This window comes from Actinomadura sp. NPDC048394 (assembly GCF_040651755.1).
GTDB lineage: Bacteria > Actinomycetota > Actinomycetes > Streptosporangiales > Streptosporangiaceae > Spirillospora > Spirillospora montaniterrae.
This window is the reverse complement of sequence record NZ_JBEZJL010000003.1, coordinates 134,539-148,197: the sequence shown is the minus strand read 5'-3', so window position 1 is coordinate 148,197 and position 13,659 is coordinate 134,539. Positions and strand designations below refer to the sequence as shown.

14 protein-coding genes are annotated in these 13,659 nt (G+C 74.0%); 8 read left to right on the top strand and 6 right to left on the bottom strand.

Annotation, left to right across the window (positions count from 1 at the left end; translation table 11 throughout):
• The 3 genes from AB0C78_RS02940 (at position 1) to AB0C78_RS02930 (ending at position 3,998) form a co-directional block, all read left to right on the top strand.
• Complete coding sequence (locus AB0C78_RS02940; RefSeq protein WP_360740987.1) at positions 1-1,062, top strand: zinc-binding dehydrogenase; 1,062 nt, start codon at positions 1-3, stop codon at positions 1,060-1,062.
• 10 nt (positions 1,063-1,072) lie between these two features.
• Positions 1,073-2,650, top strand: coding sequence for a metallophosphoesterase family protein (locus AB0C78_RS02935; RefSeq protein ID WP_360740985.1), 1,578 nt, complete (start codon positions 1,073-1,075; stop codon positions 2,648-2,650).
• 139 nt (positions 2,651-2,789) lie between these two features.
• Positions 2,790-3,998, top strand: a complete 1,209-nt coding sequence (locus AB0C78_RS02930) for an MFS transporter (RefSeq protein ID WP_360740984.1) — start codon at positions 2,790-2,792, stop codon at positions 3,996-3,998.
• Positions 3,999-4,010: 12 nt separating this feature from the next.
• Here the strand turns inward: AB0C78_RS02930 and AB0C78_RS02925 are convergent, their stop codons facing one another.
• The 4 genes from AB0C78_RS02925 to mshA form a co-directional block, all read right to left on the bottom strand.
• The gene (locus AB0C78_RS02925) at positions 4,011-4,391 is read right to left on the bottom strand and encodes a VOC family protein (RefSeq protein ID WP_360740982.1); all 381 of its coding nucleotides are present in this window, start codon (positions 4,389-4,391) and stop codon (positions 4,011-4,013) included.
• 72 nt (positions 4,392-4,463) lie between these two features.
• Positions 4,464-5,282, bottom strand: a complete 819-nt coding sequence (locus tag AB0C78_RS02920; protein ID WP_151539038.1) for a phosphoglyceromutase — start codon at positions 5,280-5,282, stop codon at positions 4,464-4,466.
• A 28-nt stretch (positions 5,283-5,310) separates the two neighbouring features.
• Positions 5,311-5,805, bottom strand: a complete 495-nt coding sequence (locus AB0C78_RS02915) for a YbjN domain-containing protein (RefSeq protein WP_360740980.1) — start codon at positions 5,803-5,805, stop codon at positions 5,311-5,313.
• Complete coding sequence (gene mshA / locus AB0C78_RS02910; protein ID WP_360740978.1) at positions 5,802-7,145, bottom strand: D-inositol-3-phosphate glycosyltransferase; 1,344 nt, start codon at positions 7,143-7,145, stop codon at positions 5,802-5,804. Before mshA ends, AB0C78_RS02915 begins: the two co-directional genes overlap by 4 nt.
• 134 nt (positions 7,146-7,279) lie before the next feature.
• On the opposite strand from mshA, the gene AB0C78_RS02905 reads away from it, so the two are divergent.
• Positions 7,280-8,041 (top strand): SDR family NAD(P)-dependent oxidoreductase, encoded by a 762-nt coding sequence (locus AB0C78_RS02905; RefSeq protein WP_360740976.1) that lies wholly within the window; start codon positions 7,280-7,282, stop codon positions 8,039-8,041.
• A gap of 49 nt (positions 8,042-8,090) precedes the next feature.
• Here AB0C78_RS02905 and AB0C78_RS02900 read toward each other — a convergent pair whose 3' ends face one another.
• Entirely contained in the window at positions 8,091-8,906 is an 816-nt protein-coding gene (locus AB0C78_RS02900; protein ID WP_360740974.1) for a class I SAM-dependent methyltransferase, read from the bottom strand.
• A gap of 152 nt (positions 8,907-9,058) precedes the next feature.
• Here AB0C78_RS02900 and AB0C78_RS02895 point away from each other — a divergent pair, with 152 nt between their 5' ends.
• From AB0C78_RS02895 to AB0C78_RS02885, 3 genes are all read left to right on the top strand, one after another.
• The gene (locus tag AB0C78_RS02895; RefSeq protein WP_360740972.1) at positions 9,059-10,675 is read left to right on the top strand and encodes an AMP-binding protein; all 1,617 of its coding nucleotides are present in this window, start codon (positions 9,059-9,061) and stop codon (positions 10,673-10,675) included.
• Positions 10,676-10,740: 65 nt separating this feature from the next.
• Complete coding sequence (locus AB0C78_RS02890; RefSeq protein WP_360740970.1) at positions 10,741-11,529, top strand: TIGR03084 family metal-binding protein; 789 nt, start codon at positions 10,741-10,743, stop codon at positions 11,527-11,529.
• A gap of 61 nt (positions 11,530-11,590) precedes the next feature.
• Positions 11,591-12,058, top strand: coding sequence for a universal stress protein (locus tag AB0C78_RS02885; RefSeq protein ID WP_360740968.1), 468 nt, complete (start codon positions 11,591-11,593; stop codon positions 12,056-12,058).
• A 21-nt stretch (positions 12,059-12,079) separates the two neighbouring features.
• On the opposite strand, the gene AB0C78_RS02880 is transcribed toward AB0C78_RS02885, so the two are convergent.
• Positions 12,080-12,592: an O-acetyl-ADP-ribose deacetylase gene (locus AB0C78_RS02880; RefSeq protein WP_360740966.1), complete on the bottom strand. Its 513-nt coding sequence runs from the start codon at positions 12,590-12,592 to the stop codon at positions 12,080-12,082.
• Between the two features lie 222 nt (positions 12,593-12,814).
• On the opposite strand from AB0C78_RS02880, the gene AB0C78_RS02875 reads away from it, so the two are divergent.
• A complete protein-coding gene (locus AB0C78_RS02875; protein WP_360740964.1) occupies positions 12,815-13,651 on the top strand; it encodes an NAD(P)-dependent oxidoreductase in 837 nt (278 codons plus the stop codon).
• Positions 13,652-13,659: the final 8 nt, after the last annotated feature.

Genomic DNA, 13,659 nt, shown 5'->3' with positions numbered 1-13,659 from the left:
ATGCGTGCGACGGTCATGCGCGGCGGAAGGCTCGTCACCGACGACGTCCCCGAGCCCACGCCGGGCCCGGGCCAGGTGCTGGTCGAGACGGTGGCCTGCGGGATCTGCGGGTCCGACCTGTCGGCCCTCGCCCACACCGGCGACTTCCTGGAGGCGTCGCGGGACAGCGGCGTCGACATGTTCCTGTTCGACCCGTCGCGGGACGTGGTGCTCGGCCACGAGTTCAGCGTCCGCGTCCTCGCCGCCGGGCCGGACACGCCCGGCGTCGTCGAGGGGCAGTACGCGGTCGCGCTGCCGTGGGCGATCGACGCGGCGGGCGTCGTCCGCGGCATCGGCTACAGCAACGACTTCCCCGGCGGCTACGGCGAGCGCATGGTGCTGCAGGCCATGGCGCTGGAACCCGTCCCCGACCACGTTCCGCCGGCCGTCGCGGCGCTGACCGAGCCGCTCGCCGTCGGCTTCGGCAACGTCGCGCGCACCGGCATCGGCCCGGACGGCAGCGCCGTCGTCGTCGGCGCCGGGCCGATCGGGCTCGGCGTCGTCGCGGGGCTGGCCGAGCGGGGCGTCGCGCCGATCGTCGCGTCCGACCCGTCGCGGCTGCGGCGGGAGACGGCGCTGCGGCTCGGCGCGCACCGGGCCGTCGACCCCGCCGAGGAGGACCCGGTCGAGGTGTGGCGGTCGCTCGCCTCCGCCGGACAGGCGCTGACCGTGTTCAACTGCGTCTCCGCGACGGGCCTGCTCAACCGGCTGATGCACGCGGTGCCGCCGCGCACCCGGATCATGCAGATCGGCGCCGTGATGTCCGACGACGTCATCCGCCCGGTCGTCGGCGTCTACAAGGACCTCGTGATCGAGATGTGCATGGTCTACCCGCACGAGGAGTACGCCGCGACGCTGCGCCGGATCGCGGACGGGACGGTCGACGCCGCGTCCCTCATCACCGGCGAGGTCGGCCTGGCGGGCGTCCCCGCCGCGGTCGACGCGCTCCGCCGCCCCGACGACCACATCAAGATCCTCGTCCGTCCCGGGCTGGACGGCACCGCGATCCGCACCCCCGCCTGAGGAGCGTCCCTTGAGCACACCGGAGAAGCCGCTGCTCTCGCGCCGCGGCGTCCTCACCGCCGCCGGGGCCGGCGCGACGCTGCTGGCCCTCGACACCGCACCCGCCCGCGCGGCCGCGCCGTCCCCGCTGCTGCTGCGCACCCCCGACCGGACCGGCGCGCCGAGCGTCTCCGGGCTGCACCTGCAGTTCGGGTCGGACGCGTCGTCCGAGATGACCGTCTCCTGGCAGACCCCGATGCCGGTCCGCAACCCGCGCGTCATGGTCGGCACCCTCACCGGCGGGCTCGGCCGGACGTACGGCGCCGACACCCGCGCCTACCGGGACCCGGTCACCCGCGAGGAGGTCCGGTCGCACCACGCCCGGATCCGGGGGCTGCGTCCCGACACCGAGTACCTCTACCTGGCCGTCCACGACGGTGCCACGCCCGAGGCGGGCACGTTCCGGACGGCCCCGCGCGGCCGCCGCCCGCTCACCTTCACGAGCTTCGGCGACCAGGCCACCCCGCAGGTCAACAAGCCGATGCCCACCGAGCAGATCACCCTGTGGACGCAGGACAACTACGGCTCGCCGTTCGCCGGGGACACCACGACCGCCGTCGAGCGCGTCGCGCCGCTGTTCCACCTGATGAACGGCGACCTGTGCTACGCCCAGCTGTCGGGGAACCCGACCCGCGTGTGGCGCGACTGGTTCATCAACACCAGCCGGTCCGCGCGGAACCGGCCGTGGATGCCGGCGGCGGGCAACCACGAGAACGAGAAGGGCAACGGCCCGATCGGGTTCGGCGCGTTCCAGACCTACTTCGACGTGCCGGGCAACGGCGGCGACGAGGAGTTCCAGGGGCTCTGGTATGCGTTCACGGCCGGTTCGGTGCGGGTGGTCGTCTTGCAGAACGACGACGTGGCGCTGCAGGACGGCGGTGCGACCTACATCAGCGGCTACTCCGCCGGGGCGCAGCGGCGCTGGCTGGAGTCCGAACTGCGCCGCACCCGCGCGGACCGCGACATCGACTGGATCGTGGTGTGCATGCACCAGGTCGTCGTGTCCACCGCCGACTCCAACGGCGCCGACCTGGGCGTCCGCAGGGAGTGGCTGCCGCTGTTCGACCGGTACGGCGTCGACCTGGTCGTCTGCGGCCACGAACACCACTACGAGCGCTCGCATCCGATCCGCGGGCACCAAGGCAACACGACGATGACGCCCATCCCCGTGTCCACCGACCCGCGCCGCGCCGACACCGGCAAGGGCACCGTTCACCTGGTCATCGGCGGCGGCGGGATGGGCTTCACCTCCAACCAGCTGCTCTACGACACCCCGAAGGCGAAGGTGATCGTGGAACGCGGCACCGAGCGCGACCCGAAACTCCTCAACCACTACAAGCCGGTCTACGTCGAGGAGCCGGCGCCGTGGTCGGCGTTCCGCGACAAGGTCAACCCGTACGGGTTCTGCGCGTTCGACGTCGACCCGGGACGGCCCGGCGGGACGACCACGATGAACGTCACCTACTACGCCGTCAGCGGGCCGGGCGGCGCCACGAAACCCGTCGACAGTTTCGTCCTGGAACGTCCGCGTAACGACCATCACCGCTGACGCCTCGCCTAGTGTGTGTCGGTGCCGTCTGATCGCGGCGGGCGCGCAACGCCGGCGCGCGCGTCCGCCGCCGATCGGGCCTGGAGAGCATCGCGGCTGACCGGGGGGACGCGTGGGGCCGAGAGGCATCCTGCTCGACGTGGCTCCGCTGCGGGAGTCGCGTGCCTTCCGGCGGCTGTGGGCCGGGCAGACGCTCTCCGGGTTCGGCGGGCAGATGACGCTCGTCGCCGTGATGTTCCAGATCTGGCAGGCGACGGGCAGCACCGCCTGGACCGGCGCGGTCGGCATGGCGCAGGCGGTGCCGCTCGTCGCGCTCGGGCTCTTCGCGGGAGCGCTCGTCGACCGGGTCGACCGCCGGAGGTTCTACCTGCTCACGACCGGCGGGCAGACCGCGTGCTCGCTCGTCCTCGCACTTCAGGGCCTCTTCGGGCACCTCCCGCCCGCCGGCGTGCTCGGGGTGGTGGCGGCGCAGTCCTGTTTCGCCGCGGGCGGCGGGCCCGCGTCGCGCACCTTCGTCCCGCGCCTGCTGCCCAAGCACCAGGTGGCCGCCGGACTGGCGCTGCGGCGGATCGCCTTCCAGGGTGCCATGCTGGCCGGACCCGCGCTCGGCGGGCTGATCGTCGGCGGCTTCGGCGTCGGCGGCTGCTACCTGGCCGACGCGGTCACCTTCGCCGCCGCGCTGTACGGCGCGTTCGGCCTGCCGCCGATGCGCCCGGGCGACGAGCCCGCACGTCCCGGCGTGCGCGGCGTGCTCGACGGGCTGGCCTTCCTCGCCCGGACGCCGGTGATCCGCGGAGCCCTCCTCACCGACCTCGCCGTCACCGTGCTCTCCATGCCGGTCAGCCTGTTCCCGCTGATCAACGCGGAACGGTTCGGCGACGACCCGCGCACGCTCGGGCTCTTCCTCACCGCGATGGCCGCCGGCGGCGTCGGCGCGTCGCTGCTCTCCGGCACGTTCACCCGGCTCCCGCAGCCGGGCCTGGTCATGCTCGCCGGCTCCGCCGCGTGGGGCGCGGCGCTCGCGCTGTTCGGCCTGGCGCCCGGCGCGTGGACGGGCCTGGCCTGCCTGGTCCTGGCGGGCGCCGCCGACACCGTCTCCGTGGTGTCGCGGGGCACCGTCGTCCAGACGCACACTCCCGCGGAGCTCCTCGGCCGGGTCGGCGCCGCCGAGCAGATCGTCGGCCAGGCCGGACCCGACATCGGCAACCTGCGCGCCGGGCTCGTCGCGGACGCCACGTCCGGCACCGCGGCGGCCGTCAGCGGCGGCCTCCTCTGCCTCGCCGCCGTCGCGGCGGTGGCCGTGGCCACACCGCCGCTCCGCCGCCTCACCACGTCGCCGGCGCGGTGACGGCCGGCGCCGTTACGGCGCCACCCTCCTGCGGAGCAGGCAGAACTCGTTGCCCTCCGGGTCGGCGAGGACGTGCCAGGTCTCCTCGCCCGTCTGCCCGATGTCGGCCGTCCGGGCACCGAGATCGAGCAGCCGCTGGAGCTCCTCGTCCTGGTCGCGGTCGGTCGCGTTCACGTCGAGATGCAGCGGCAGCTTGCCGCGCCTCGGTTCGTCGCTGCGGCTGAGCACCAGCCTGAGCCCGCCGTCGCCCAGCTCGGTCCCGGCGGGCCCGATCTCCAGGTCGCCGTTGTCCTCCCGCTCCAGGACCACGTAGTCGAGCACGCGGCACCAGAAGTCGGCGAGCGTCTCGGGATCCCGGCAGTCGAGGACCAGTTCGGTGATGCGGCATGCCATCGCGCCACAGTACCCGCTAGTCGATCTTGTGGCGCGGGCGGGGCCGCCGTCACCGGCGGCCCCTGCGCACGGCTACTTCTTGCGGCCCCGCCGGCCCTTCGGGGCGTCCTTCTTCGGCTCGGGCTTCCGCGGCGCGGCGGGCTTCTTGCCGCCGCCCTGGTTCTTGACGGCCTCGATGGCGGCCTTCGCGGCGGCCGGGTCGAGGTACTCGCCGCCGCGCTTCAGCGGCGCGAAGTCGTCGTCCAGCTCGTAGACGAGCGGGATGCCGGTCGGGATGTTCAGGCCGACGATCTGCTCGTCGGAGATGTCGTCGAGGTGCTTCACCAGGGCGCGCAGCGAGTTGCCGTGCGCGGCGACCAGGACGGTCTTGCCGGCGGCGAGGTCAGGGACGATCGAGTCGTACCAGTACGGCAGCAGCCGGTCCACCACGTCGGCGAGGCACTCCGACCGCGGGATCAGCTCGGACGGCAGCTCCGCGTAGCGCAGGTCGTTCACCTGGGACAGCGGGTCGTCGTCCTTGATCGGCGGCGGCGGGGTGTCGTAGGACCGGCGCCAGGTCATGAACTGCTCTTCGCCGAACTCCTCGCGCGTCTGCGCCTTGTTCTTGCCCTGGAGCGCGCCGTAGTGGCGCTCGTTGAGCCGCCACGACCGCTTGACGGGGATCCACAGCAGGTCCGCGACGTCCAGCGCGATGTTGGCGGTGCGGATGGCCCGCTTCAGCAGCGAGGTGTGCACCACGTCGGGGGTGATGTCGGCGTCGAGCAGCAGGTCGCCGCCGCGGGTCGCCTCGCTCTCGCCCTTCGTGGACAGGTCGACGTCCACCCAGCCGGTGAACAGGTCTTCCGCGTTCCAGACGCTTTCGCCATGCCGGAGCAATACCAGGGTCGCCATGGTGCAGAGCCTATCGGGACGCCCGGATCTACTCGCGATTGGCCGGGTCCGCGAAGGACGCGAAGGCCTGCAGGTTGGCGAGGCTCTCGCCGCGCTTGACGCGCCAGTCCCACTCGCGCTGGATGGACGACTTGAACCCGCGTTCGAGCGCCTTGTCGAAGTTCTCGTCGGAGTAGGTGAGGACGCAGCCGAGCAGCCGGTCGACCTCCTCGGCGCTGACGGACTCCAGCGGCACCTTGCCGACGAGGTGGACGTCGCCGACGTCGTCGAGGGCGAACGCGACCCCGTACATGCGGCCGTTCTTCTCCAGCAGGAACCGGTAGAACTCGGCGTGGTTCTCGTCCGGGCGGCGGCAGAAGAACGCCTCGACGTGCAGGCTGTGGTCCCCGACGATCAGCCAGGTCATGGTGGCGAGCTTGTGCTGGCCGGGCAGCTTGACGAAGAACGCGTTCTCGCGCGGCTCGTCGAACTCCAGCTCGGCGGCCTCCAGCGCGTCCCGGATCGTCTCGACGGTGCCGCTCATGCGGTCACCTCGGCGGTGAGCTGCGGCGAGAGGGTGGGCGGTGCGAGGCGGACGGCCGGTAGCGACATGGCACCGGTATACACGTCCAGGAGCCGGTCGACCGTGGCGTCCCAGCCGAAGTCCTGGGCGTGGCGGACGGCGCCGCGCGCGAGGCGGTTGTGCCGGCCGGGCTCGGCGTGCAGGCGGCGCAGGACGGCGGCGTAGTCCGCCGGGTCGTGCCCGGAGACCAGCACGCCGGACTCGCCGTCGGCGACCGCGGTGCGGAGCCCGCCGACGCGGGACGCGACGACCGGCGTCCCGCAGGCCTGCGACTCGACGGCGACGAGCCCGAACGACTCGCTGTGCGACGGGACGACGGTGACGTCGGCGGCGCGGTACCAGTCGGCGAGGTCGGCCTGCGGCGCGGGCGGCTCGAACCGGACGACGTCGGCGATGCCGAGTTCGGCGGCGAGGGTCTGCAGGCCCTCGGGGCGGCACCGGCCGGAGCCGCTGGGCCCGCCGACGACGGCGACGACGAGCTTTGAACGCAGCGACGGGTCGTCGGCGAGCATGCGGGCGGCGGCGCGCAGCAGCACGTCGGGGGCCTTGAGCGGCTGGATGCGGCCGACGAAGAGCAGGACGTAGGCCTCGCGGGGCAGGCCGAGGCGGCGGCGGGCGGGGCCGGTGCGGTGCGGGAGGAGCCCGGTGCTGCGGGCGAGGATCGGGGACTCGGGGCGGAACAGCGACAGGTCGACGCCGGGGCTGACGACGGCGACGCGGCGGGGGTCGGCGCCGTACAGGCCGATCAGCTCGTCGGCCTCCTCGCGGGTGTTGGCGACGAGCTGGTCGGAGGACGCGACGACCTGCTCCTCGCCGAGGACGCGCTCGTCCGGTTCGGGCTTGTCGCCGTCGGCGAGCGCGGCGTTCTTGACCTTGGCCATGGTGTGCATCGAGTGCACGAGCGGGACGCCCCAGCGCTGCTTGGCCGCCCATCCGGCCTGCCCGGAAAGCCAGTAGTGGGTGTGCAGGAGGTCGTAGTGGCCGGGGTCGTAGGACGCCTCGGCGCGCAGCACGCCGGAGGTGAAGCCGCACAGCTGGCGGGGCAGCTCGCCCTTGTCGAGCTCCTCGAACGGGCCGGCGACGACGTGCCGGACGAGGACGCCGGGGGCGAGTTCGGCGACCGGAGGCAAGGCCCGGCAGGTCGCGCGGGTGAAGATGTCCACCTCGACGCCGCGGGCGGCCAGCCGTTTGGCCACCTCGACGATGTAGACGTTCATGCCGCCCGCGTCGCCGGTACCGGGTTGGTCGAGGGGGGAAGTATGAACACTGACCGTCGCAACTCGGTTGATACGACGCGACACCGGACACCACCTCCGGTAGTGCAACCTATCGAGCGCGTTACCTGTTCCCTCAGGAAGGGGGACAATCGTCACTTCTCGCCACAGTGATCGACCTCACCGGCGGGGCCGCCCCCGCCACCTGGGAGGCTGTGCGCATGCGTAAGACCGCGATAGTGACCGGAGCAAGCAGCGGAATCGGGGCCGCCACGGCCAGGCGGCTGGCGGCGGAGGGCTTCAACGTCGTGCTGGCGGCGCGGCGCCGCGAGCGCCTCGACGGGCTCGCCAAGGAAATTTCCGAGGAGGTCCCCGGCGCGGCCAAGATCGTGCCGTTCACGCTGGACGTGACCTCGCAGGAGTCGGTGGATGCCCTCGCGGCGGCGGTCGGGGCCTGCCACGTGCTCGTCAACAACGCCGGCGGCGCGCTCGGCCTCGACACCGTGGAGACCGCCGACCTCGACGACTACCGGGCCATGTACGAGACGAACGTGCTCGGGCTCGTCCGGGTGACGAAGGCGCTGCTCCCGAAGCTGATCGAGAGCGGTGCGGGCCACGTGGTGAACATCACCTCGCTCGCGGCGCACGTCCCGTACGAGGGCGGCGGCGGGTACAACGCGGCCAAGCACGCCGCGTACGCGGTGAACGAGGTCATGCGGCTGGAGCTGGTGGCGAAGCCGGTCCGGGTGACCGAGGTCGCGCCGGGGCTGGTGAAGACGGAGGAGTTCTCCCTCGTCCGGTTCCACGGCGACGAGGAGCGGGCGGCGAAGCCGTACGAGGGCGTCCCGGAGCCGCTGGTGGCGGAGGACGTCGCGGACTGCGTCGCGTGGGCGGTGACGCGCCCGCCGCACGTCAACATCGACCGGATCGACGTCCAGCCCCGCGTCCAGGCGGCCCCGCACAAGCTCCACCGCGAGCCCTGACCTCGCGCGTCGCCCTCATGGCGGCGCCCTCAAGGCGACATGCCGCAACTCAGCGCGGGGCGACGGCGGCCCAGGGAAGGGTCAGTTCGCCCTGGCGCCAGCGTTGGCGGGGGCCGTAGGGCGGGGTCGTCAGGACGGGGTACGTGCGGGCGAGGAGGCGGACGGCTTCGATCCAGCGGGCGCGCGGGCCGAACGCCGAGTGCGGCGCGGCCGTCGCCCAGCAGCGGTCGAACGCCACGAGCAGGTCGTGCACGCGCTCGCCCGGCACGTTGCGGTGGATCAGCGTCTTCGGCAGGCGTTCGGCCAGGTCGGACGGGCGGCCGAGGCTCGGCAGGTGGGCCGCGAAGGTGATCGTCCGGGGGCCGTCCGGGGCGAGCGCGACCCAGACGGCGCGGCGCCCGATCTCGTCGCAGGTGCCCTCGACGAGGACGCCGCCGGGCGCGAGCCGCGAGCGCAGCCGGTCCCAGGCGCGGAGGGCGGCGGCCTCGTCGTACTGGCGGAGCACGTTGAACGCGCGGATCAGGACGGGCCGGCGCGGCACGGGCACCTCGAAGCCGCCGCGCCGGAACGAGAGCCCGTCGTGCGGCCCGGTCCGGCCGAGGAAGGCGTGACCGGCGGCGACGCGGTCGGGTTCGATCTCGATGCCGACGACCTCGAGCCGGGGCGCGACGGCGCGCAGGCGGGTGTAGAGCTCGTAGGTGGTGACGGGGGACGCGCCGTAGCCGAGGTCGACGGCGAGGGGCCGGTCGCCCGCGCGCAGCGCGGCGGCCTGCGTGGCGGCGATCCAGCGGTCGATCCGGCGCAGGCGGTTGGGGTTCGTGGTGCCGCGGGTCACCTCCCCCACGGGCTTTTGCGATCCGACCACCTGCAGATTGTCGGTCTTTGACGGGACATGCCGGTAATCGAACCCGATTCGGTCACGACGGTAAGTAGTCGTTTACGCTGGCGTCCGACGCGCGTCCCCGAGCCCCCGACCCGCACCCGTCACCCGTCACCCGTCACCCGGAGGAGAGCCGCATGCCCCAGCTCGACCTGGCGACCCTGCACGAGGCCGTCGCCGCCGCCGTTCCCGACCGCGAGGCGATGGTCTGGCGCGACCGGCGGCTGAGCTGGACCGAGGCCGCCGAGCGGACCCGCCGGCTCGCGCACGTCCTGCACGAGCACGGGCTCGGCGTGCGCGACCGGCGGCCGGCCGGGCCGTGGGACTCGCCGCACGACCACCTCGCGCTCTACCTGCACAACGGCCCCGAGTACGTCGAGGGCCTGGTCGGCGCGCACAAGGCCCGCGTTGCCCCGTTCAACGTCAACTACCGGTACGTGGACGACGAGCTGGCGCAGCTGTTCGCCGACGCGCGGCCGGCCGCGATCATGTTCCACGCGCGGTTCGCCGAGGCGATCGAGCGGGTCGTCAAGCGCCTCGACGTCCCGCCGCTGCTCCTCCAGGTGGCCGACGAGTCCGGCGGCGGCCTCCTGCCCGGCGCCCTCGACTACGAGGCGGCGCTCGCGGCGGCGTCCGCCGACCCCCTTCCCGGGGTCCGGCCCGAGGCCGGCGACCTGCACATCCTCTACACCGGCGGGACGACCGGGCTGCCCAAGGGCGTGCTGTGGCGGATCGGCGACCTGATGATCGGCCCGCTCGGCCTGCGCCGCCGCGACGGCTCCCCGCTCGACGACCTGGACGAGGCGGTCGCGCGGGCGCTGCGCGCCGGGCAGCGGGTGGTCGTCGGCCCGCCGCTGATGCACGGCGCCGGCACCTGGTCGGCGCTCGGCGCGTGGTGCGCCGGCGGCTGCGTGATCTTCCCGGACCGGGTGGACGGCCTGGACGCCGAGGACCTGGCGGCGACCGCCGAGCGGGAGCGGGCGACCCGGATGCCGCTGGTCGGCGACGCGTTCGCGCGGCCGGTCGCGGACGCGCTGGAGCGCCGCCCGCACGACCTCGGGTCGCTCCGCTCGCTGGTGAACTCGGCGGCGGCGATCAGCCCGGAGGTGAAGCGGCGGCTGCTGGAGCTGATCCCGGGCGCGCGGATCGTCGACGTGCTCGGCTCGTCGGAGAGCGGGTTCTCGGTGACGCGCGCCGGCGCGGACGCCCGCACGTTCGCGATGGCGCCGGGCGGCGCGGTGCTGAGCGCCGACCGGACCCGCAAGCTGGAGCCGGGCGAGGACGAGCTGGGCTGGCTGGCGAAGGGCGGCGACGCGGTCCCGCTCGGCTACCTCGGCGACCCGGACAAGACCGCCGCGACGTTCCTGACGATCGGCGACGACCGCCTCGTCGTGCCCGGCGACCGGGCCCGCCACCTCGCCGACGGCACCGTCGAGGTGCACGGGCGCGACGCGACGACGATCAACACCGGCGGCGAGAAGGTGTTCGCGGAGGAGGTCGAGGGCGTGCTGCGCGGGCTGCCCGGTGTCGAGGACGCGCTGGTCGTGGGCCGGCCGAGCGAGCGCTGGGGCACCGAGATCGTCGCGGTGCTGCGTCCGGCGGCGGCTCCGGAGGACGGCGCGCTGCGCGCCGGCTGCGCCGCCCACCTGGCCCGCTACAAGATCCCGAAGGCGTTCGTGCGGACGGACGCGCCGCTGCGGCTGCCGAACGGCAAGGCCGACTACGCCGCGGCCCGCGCGCTCCTGTTGGACTGAATCGGGTTCGGTTCGGGGCCGCCGGGGGCTGTACGGGACGGTGCCCGGCACGGAATCCTGGGCGGATGCCGGACCTGCACAGCCTGCTCGCCGACCTCGCCGCCGAAGGCGACTCCCTCGATGCCCTGGTGGCGCCGCTGCCCGCCGCCCGCTGGGCGGACCCGACGCCCGCCGAGGGCTGGACGATCGCGCACCAGATCGCCCACCTGGCCTGGACGGACGGCCAGGCGGTCGACGCGGCCACCGACGCCGACGCGTTCGCCCACCACCTCGAACAGGCCGTCGCGGACCCCGCCGGCTATGTCGAGCGGGGCGCGCGCGAGGGCGCGGCCGAGGAGCCCGCCCGCCTGCTGGCCCGCTGGCGGGACGCGCGGCGCGGCATGGTCGAGGCGCTCGCCGAGGTCCCGCCGGGCACGCGGCTGCCCTGGTTCGGGCCGCCGATGAGCGTGGCGTCGATGGCGACGGCGCGGCTGATGGAGACGTGGGCGCACGGCGAGGACGTCGCGGACGCGCTCGGCGTCCGGCGCGAGCCGTCGGCCCGGCTGCGGCACGTGGCGCACATCGGCGTCCGGACCCGCGACTTCGCGTTCCGGAACCGCGGCCTGGAGCCGCCCGCGGAGGAGTTCCGCGTCGAACTGACCGGCCCGGGCGGCGAGAAGTGGACGTGGGGCCCGGACGGCGCGGCGCAGTCGGTCACCGGGCCCGCGCTCGACTTCTGCCACCTGGTCACGCAGCGGCGCAACCGGGCCGATCTCGCCGTCGTCGCGACGGGCGCGGACGCCGGCCGGTGGCTGGACGTGGCGCAGGCGTTCGCCGGGCCGCCCGGCCCCGGGCGGGCGCCCGCGACCAGGTGAGAGCTTGATCACGAGCGGTCCCGGAGGGAATTCCGCAGGCTGATCTGGAGATATCTCCGGTATGACGGTACTCATTGCCTTCGACGGTTCTGATGACTCGAAGACCGCGATCGAATACGCCGCGCAGCACCTCCAGCCGGAACCGATCGTGATCCTCAGCGTCTGGGAACCGCTGCTGACCCAGATCACCTGGGCGCCGCTCGCCGCCGGCGTCCCGCTCGCCGCCGAGCAGGGCGACGACGGCAAGTTCGAGGAGGAGAAGCAGGCCGAGGCGCTCGCCCGCAAGGGCGCCGAGCTGGCCGAGGCCGCCGGCGCGACCCAGGTGACGCCGCGCGCCGAGCGCGGCGGCGGGCCGGTGTGGGCCGCGATCGTCGACGTGGCGGAGGAACTGGACGCCTCGCTGGTCGTGACGGGTTCGCGGGGCCTCGCGGGCGCCCGGTCGATGATCCTCGGCAGCGTGTCGACGCGCGTCCTGCACCACGCGGGGCGCCCCGTCCTGGTCGTGCCGCCGCCGAAGAAGGACGACTGACCGCGGCCGGGACGCGCCGGGCTAGGGTTCGCCGACGGCGCGCTCGAACGCCGCGTACGCGTCCTCGGTGAACAGCACGAACCGCACGTCCGACACCTTGGTCTGCGCCGCCCGCACCGTACCGACCGCGATCCGGGCGGCGTCGTCCATCGGCCAGCCGTAGATGCCCGCCGACACGGCCGGGAACGCGATCGACGCGACGCCCAGCTCGTCGGCGACCCGCAGGGACTCGCGGTAGCAGGAGGCCAGCAGGCCGGAGCGGTCCTCGGACTTCGCGTAGACCGGCCCCACGGTGTGGATCACCCAGCGGGCGGGCAGGCGCCCCGCCGTCGTCGCGACCGCCTGCCCGGTCGGCAGTCCGCCGCCGTACTGCGCGGCGCGCAGCTTGCGGCACTCGTCCAGGATCTCCGGGCCGCCCTTGCGGTGGATCGCCCCGTCGACCCCGCCGCCGCCGAGCAGGGACGAGTTCGCCGCGTTCACCACGGCGTCGACGTCCTGTTCGGTGATGTCACCGCGGACGAGAGTGATGTTCATGCACAGAATTGTCCCCCGCGGCGGGCACGAAACGCACACGGACGGTCTCCGGCGGTACCCTCATGTCGGACGAGCTTCCACGGGGCGGTGCGGCTCGTCCGCCCGTCGTCCGGCGGCCACGGGGGGCGGCCCGCGCCGGGGCCGCGCGTGACCTGGATCAGGACTCTGCCTATCCTGCCGTCAGACGACCACAAAGGCGTGACAGTCGTGGAGGTTACCCCCTTGAAGATCTTCCTCGCCGGAGCGACCGGAGTCATCGGCCGCCGGCTGATCCCGCTGCTCGTCCAGGCGGGCCACGAGGTCGCAGGGACGACACGCCGCGAGGAGCGCACCGGCTCCGTCACCGAGCTCGGCGCCACGCCGGTCGTCGTGGACGTCCTGGACGCCGCCGCGATCCGCGCGGCCGTCGCGGACGCGCGGCCGGACGCGATCGTGCACCAGCTCACCGATCTCAGCGGTGAGGACTTCGAGGCGAACTCGCAGCTGCGCATCCAGGGCACCCGCAACCTGGTCGACGCGGCGAAGGCGGCGGGCGTCGAGACGATGATCGCGCAGAGCATCGCCTGGCTGTACGTGCCGGGCGAGACACCCGCGACCGAGACCGACGCGCTGGACGCCTCGCTGCCGCCCTACGCGGGCATCGCGGCGCTGGAGAACGCGGTCGCCGAGCTGGAGCGCGGCGTCGTGCTGCGGTACGGGGCGCTGTACGGGCCCGGCACCTGGTACGCGCCTGACGGCGCGATCGCGCAGCGGGTGAAGGCGGGCAGCCTGCGGCTGGCGCCGGCGTGGACGTCGTTCGTGCACGCCGACGACGCGGCCGCGGCCGCGCTGGCGGCGCTGGACTGGCCGGCCGGTCCGGTCAACATCGTCGACGACGAGCCGGCGACGACGGCGGAGTGGCTGCCGGTGTACAGCGCGGCGCTCGGCGCGCCGACGCCGGGCAGCGCCGGCAAGCACGCGGCCACGACGGGCCGTCCGGTGTCGAACGCCAAGGCGCTCGGCCTGGGCTGGAAGCCGCAGACGCCGTCGTGGCGCACCGGTTTCGCCGACATGAAGTGACCTGACGG

Coding starts and splice junctions, on each gene's coding strand:
- AB0C78_RS02940 (WP_360740987.1), top strand. CDS start 1: ATGCGTGCGACGGTCATGCGCGGCGGAAGGCTCGTCACCGACGACGTC.
- AB0C78_RS02925 (WP_360740982.1), bottom strand. CDS start 4,391: ATGGCATGCCGCATCACCGAACTGGTCCTCGACTGCCGGGATCCCGAG.
- AB0C78_RS02920 (WP_151539038.1), bottom strand. CDS start 5,282: ATGGCGACCCTGGTATTGCTCCGGCATGGCGAAAGCGTCTGGAACGCG.
- AB0C78_RS02915 (WP_360740980.1), bottom strand. CDS start 5,805: ATGAGCGGCACCGTCGAGACGATCCGGGACGCGCTGGAGGCCGCCGAG.
- AB0C78_RS02905 (WP_360740976.1), top strand. CDS start 7,280: ATGCGTAAGACCGCGATAGTGACCGGAGCAAGCAGCGGAATCGGGGCC.
- AB0C78_RS02895 (WP_360740972.1), top strand. CDS start 9,059: ATGCCCCAGCTCGACCTGGCGACCCTGCACGAGGCCGTCGCCGCCGCC.
- AB0C78_RS02890 (WP_360740970.1), top strand. CDS start 10,741: ATGCCGGACCTGCACAGCCTGCTCGCCGACCTCGCCGCCGAAGGCGAC.
- AB0C78_RS02885 (WP_360740968.1), top strand. CDS start 11,591: ATGACGGTACTCATTGCCTTCGACGGTTCTGATGACTCGAAGACCGCG.
- AB0C78_RS02880 (WP_360740966.1), bottom strand. CDS start 12,592: ATGAACATCACTCTCGTCCGCGGTGACATCACCGAACAGGACGTCGAC.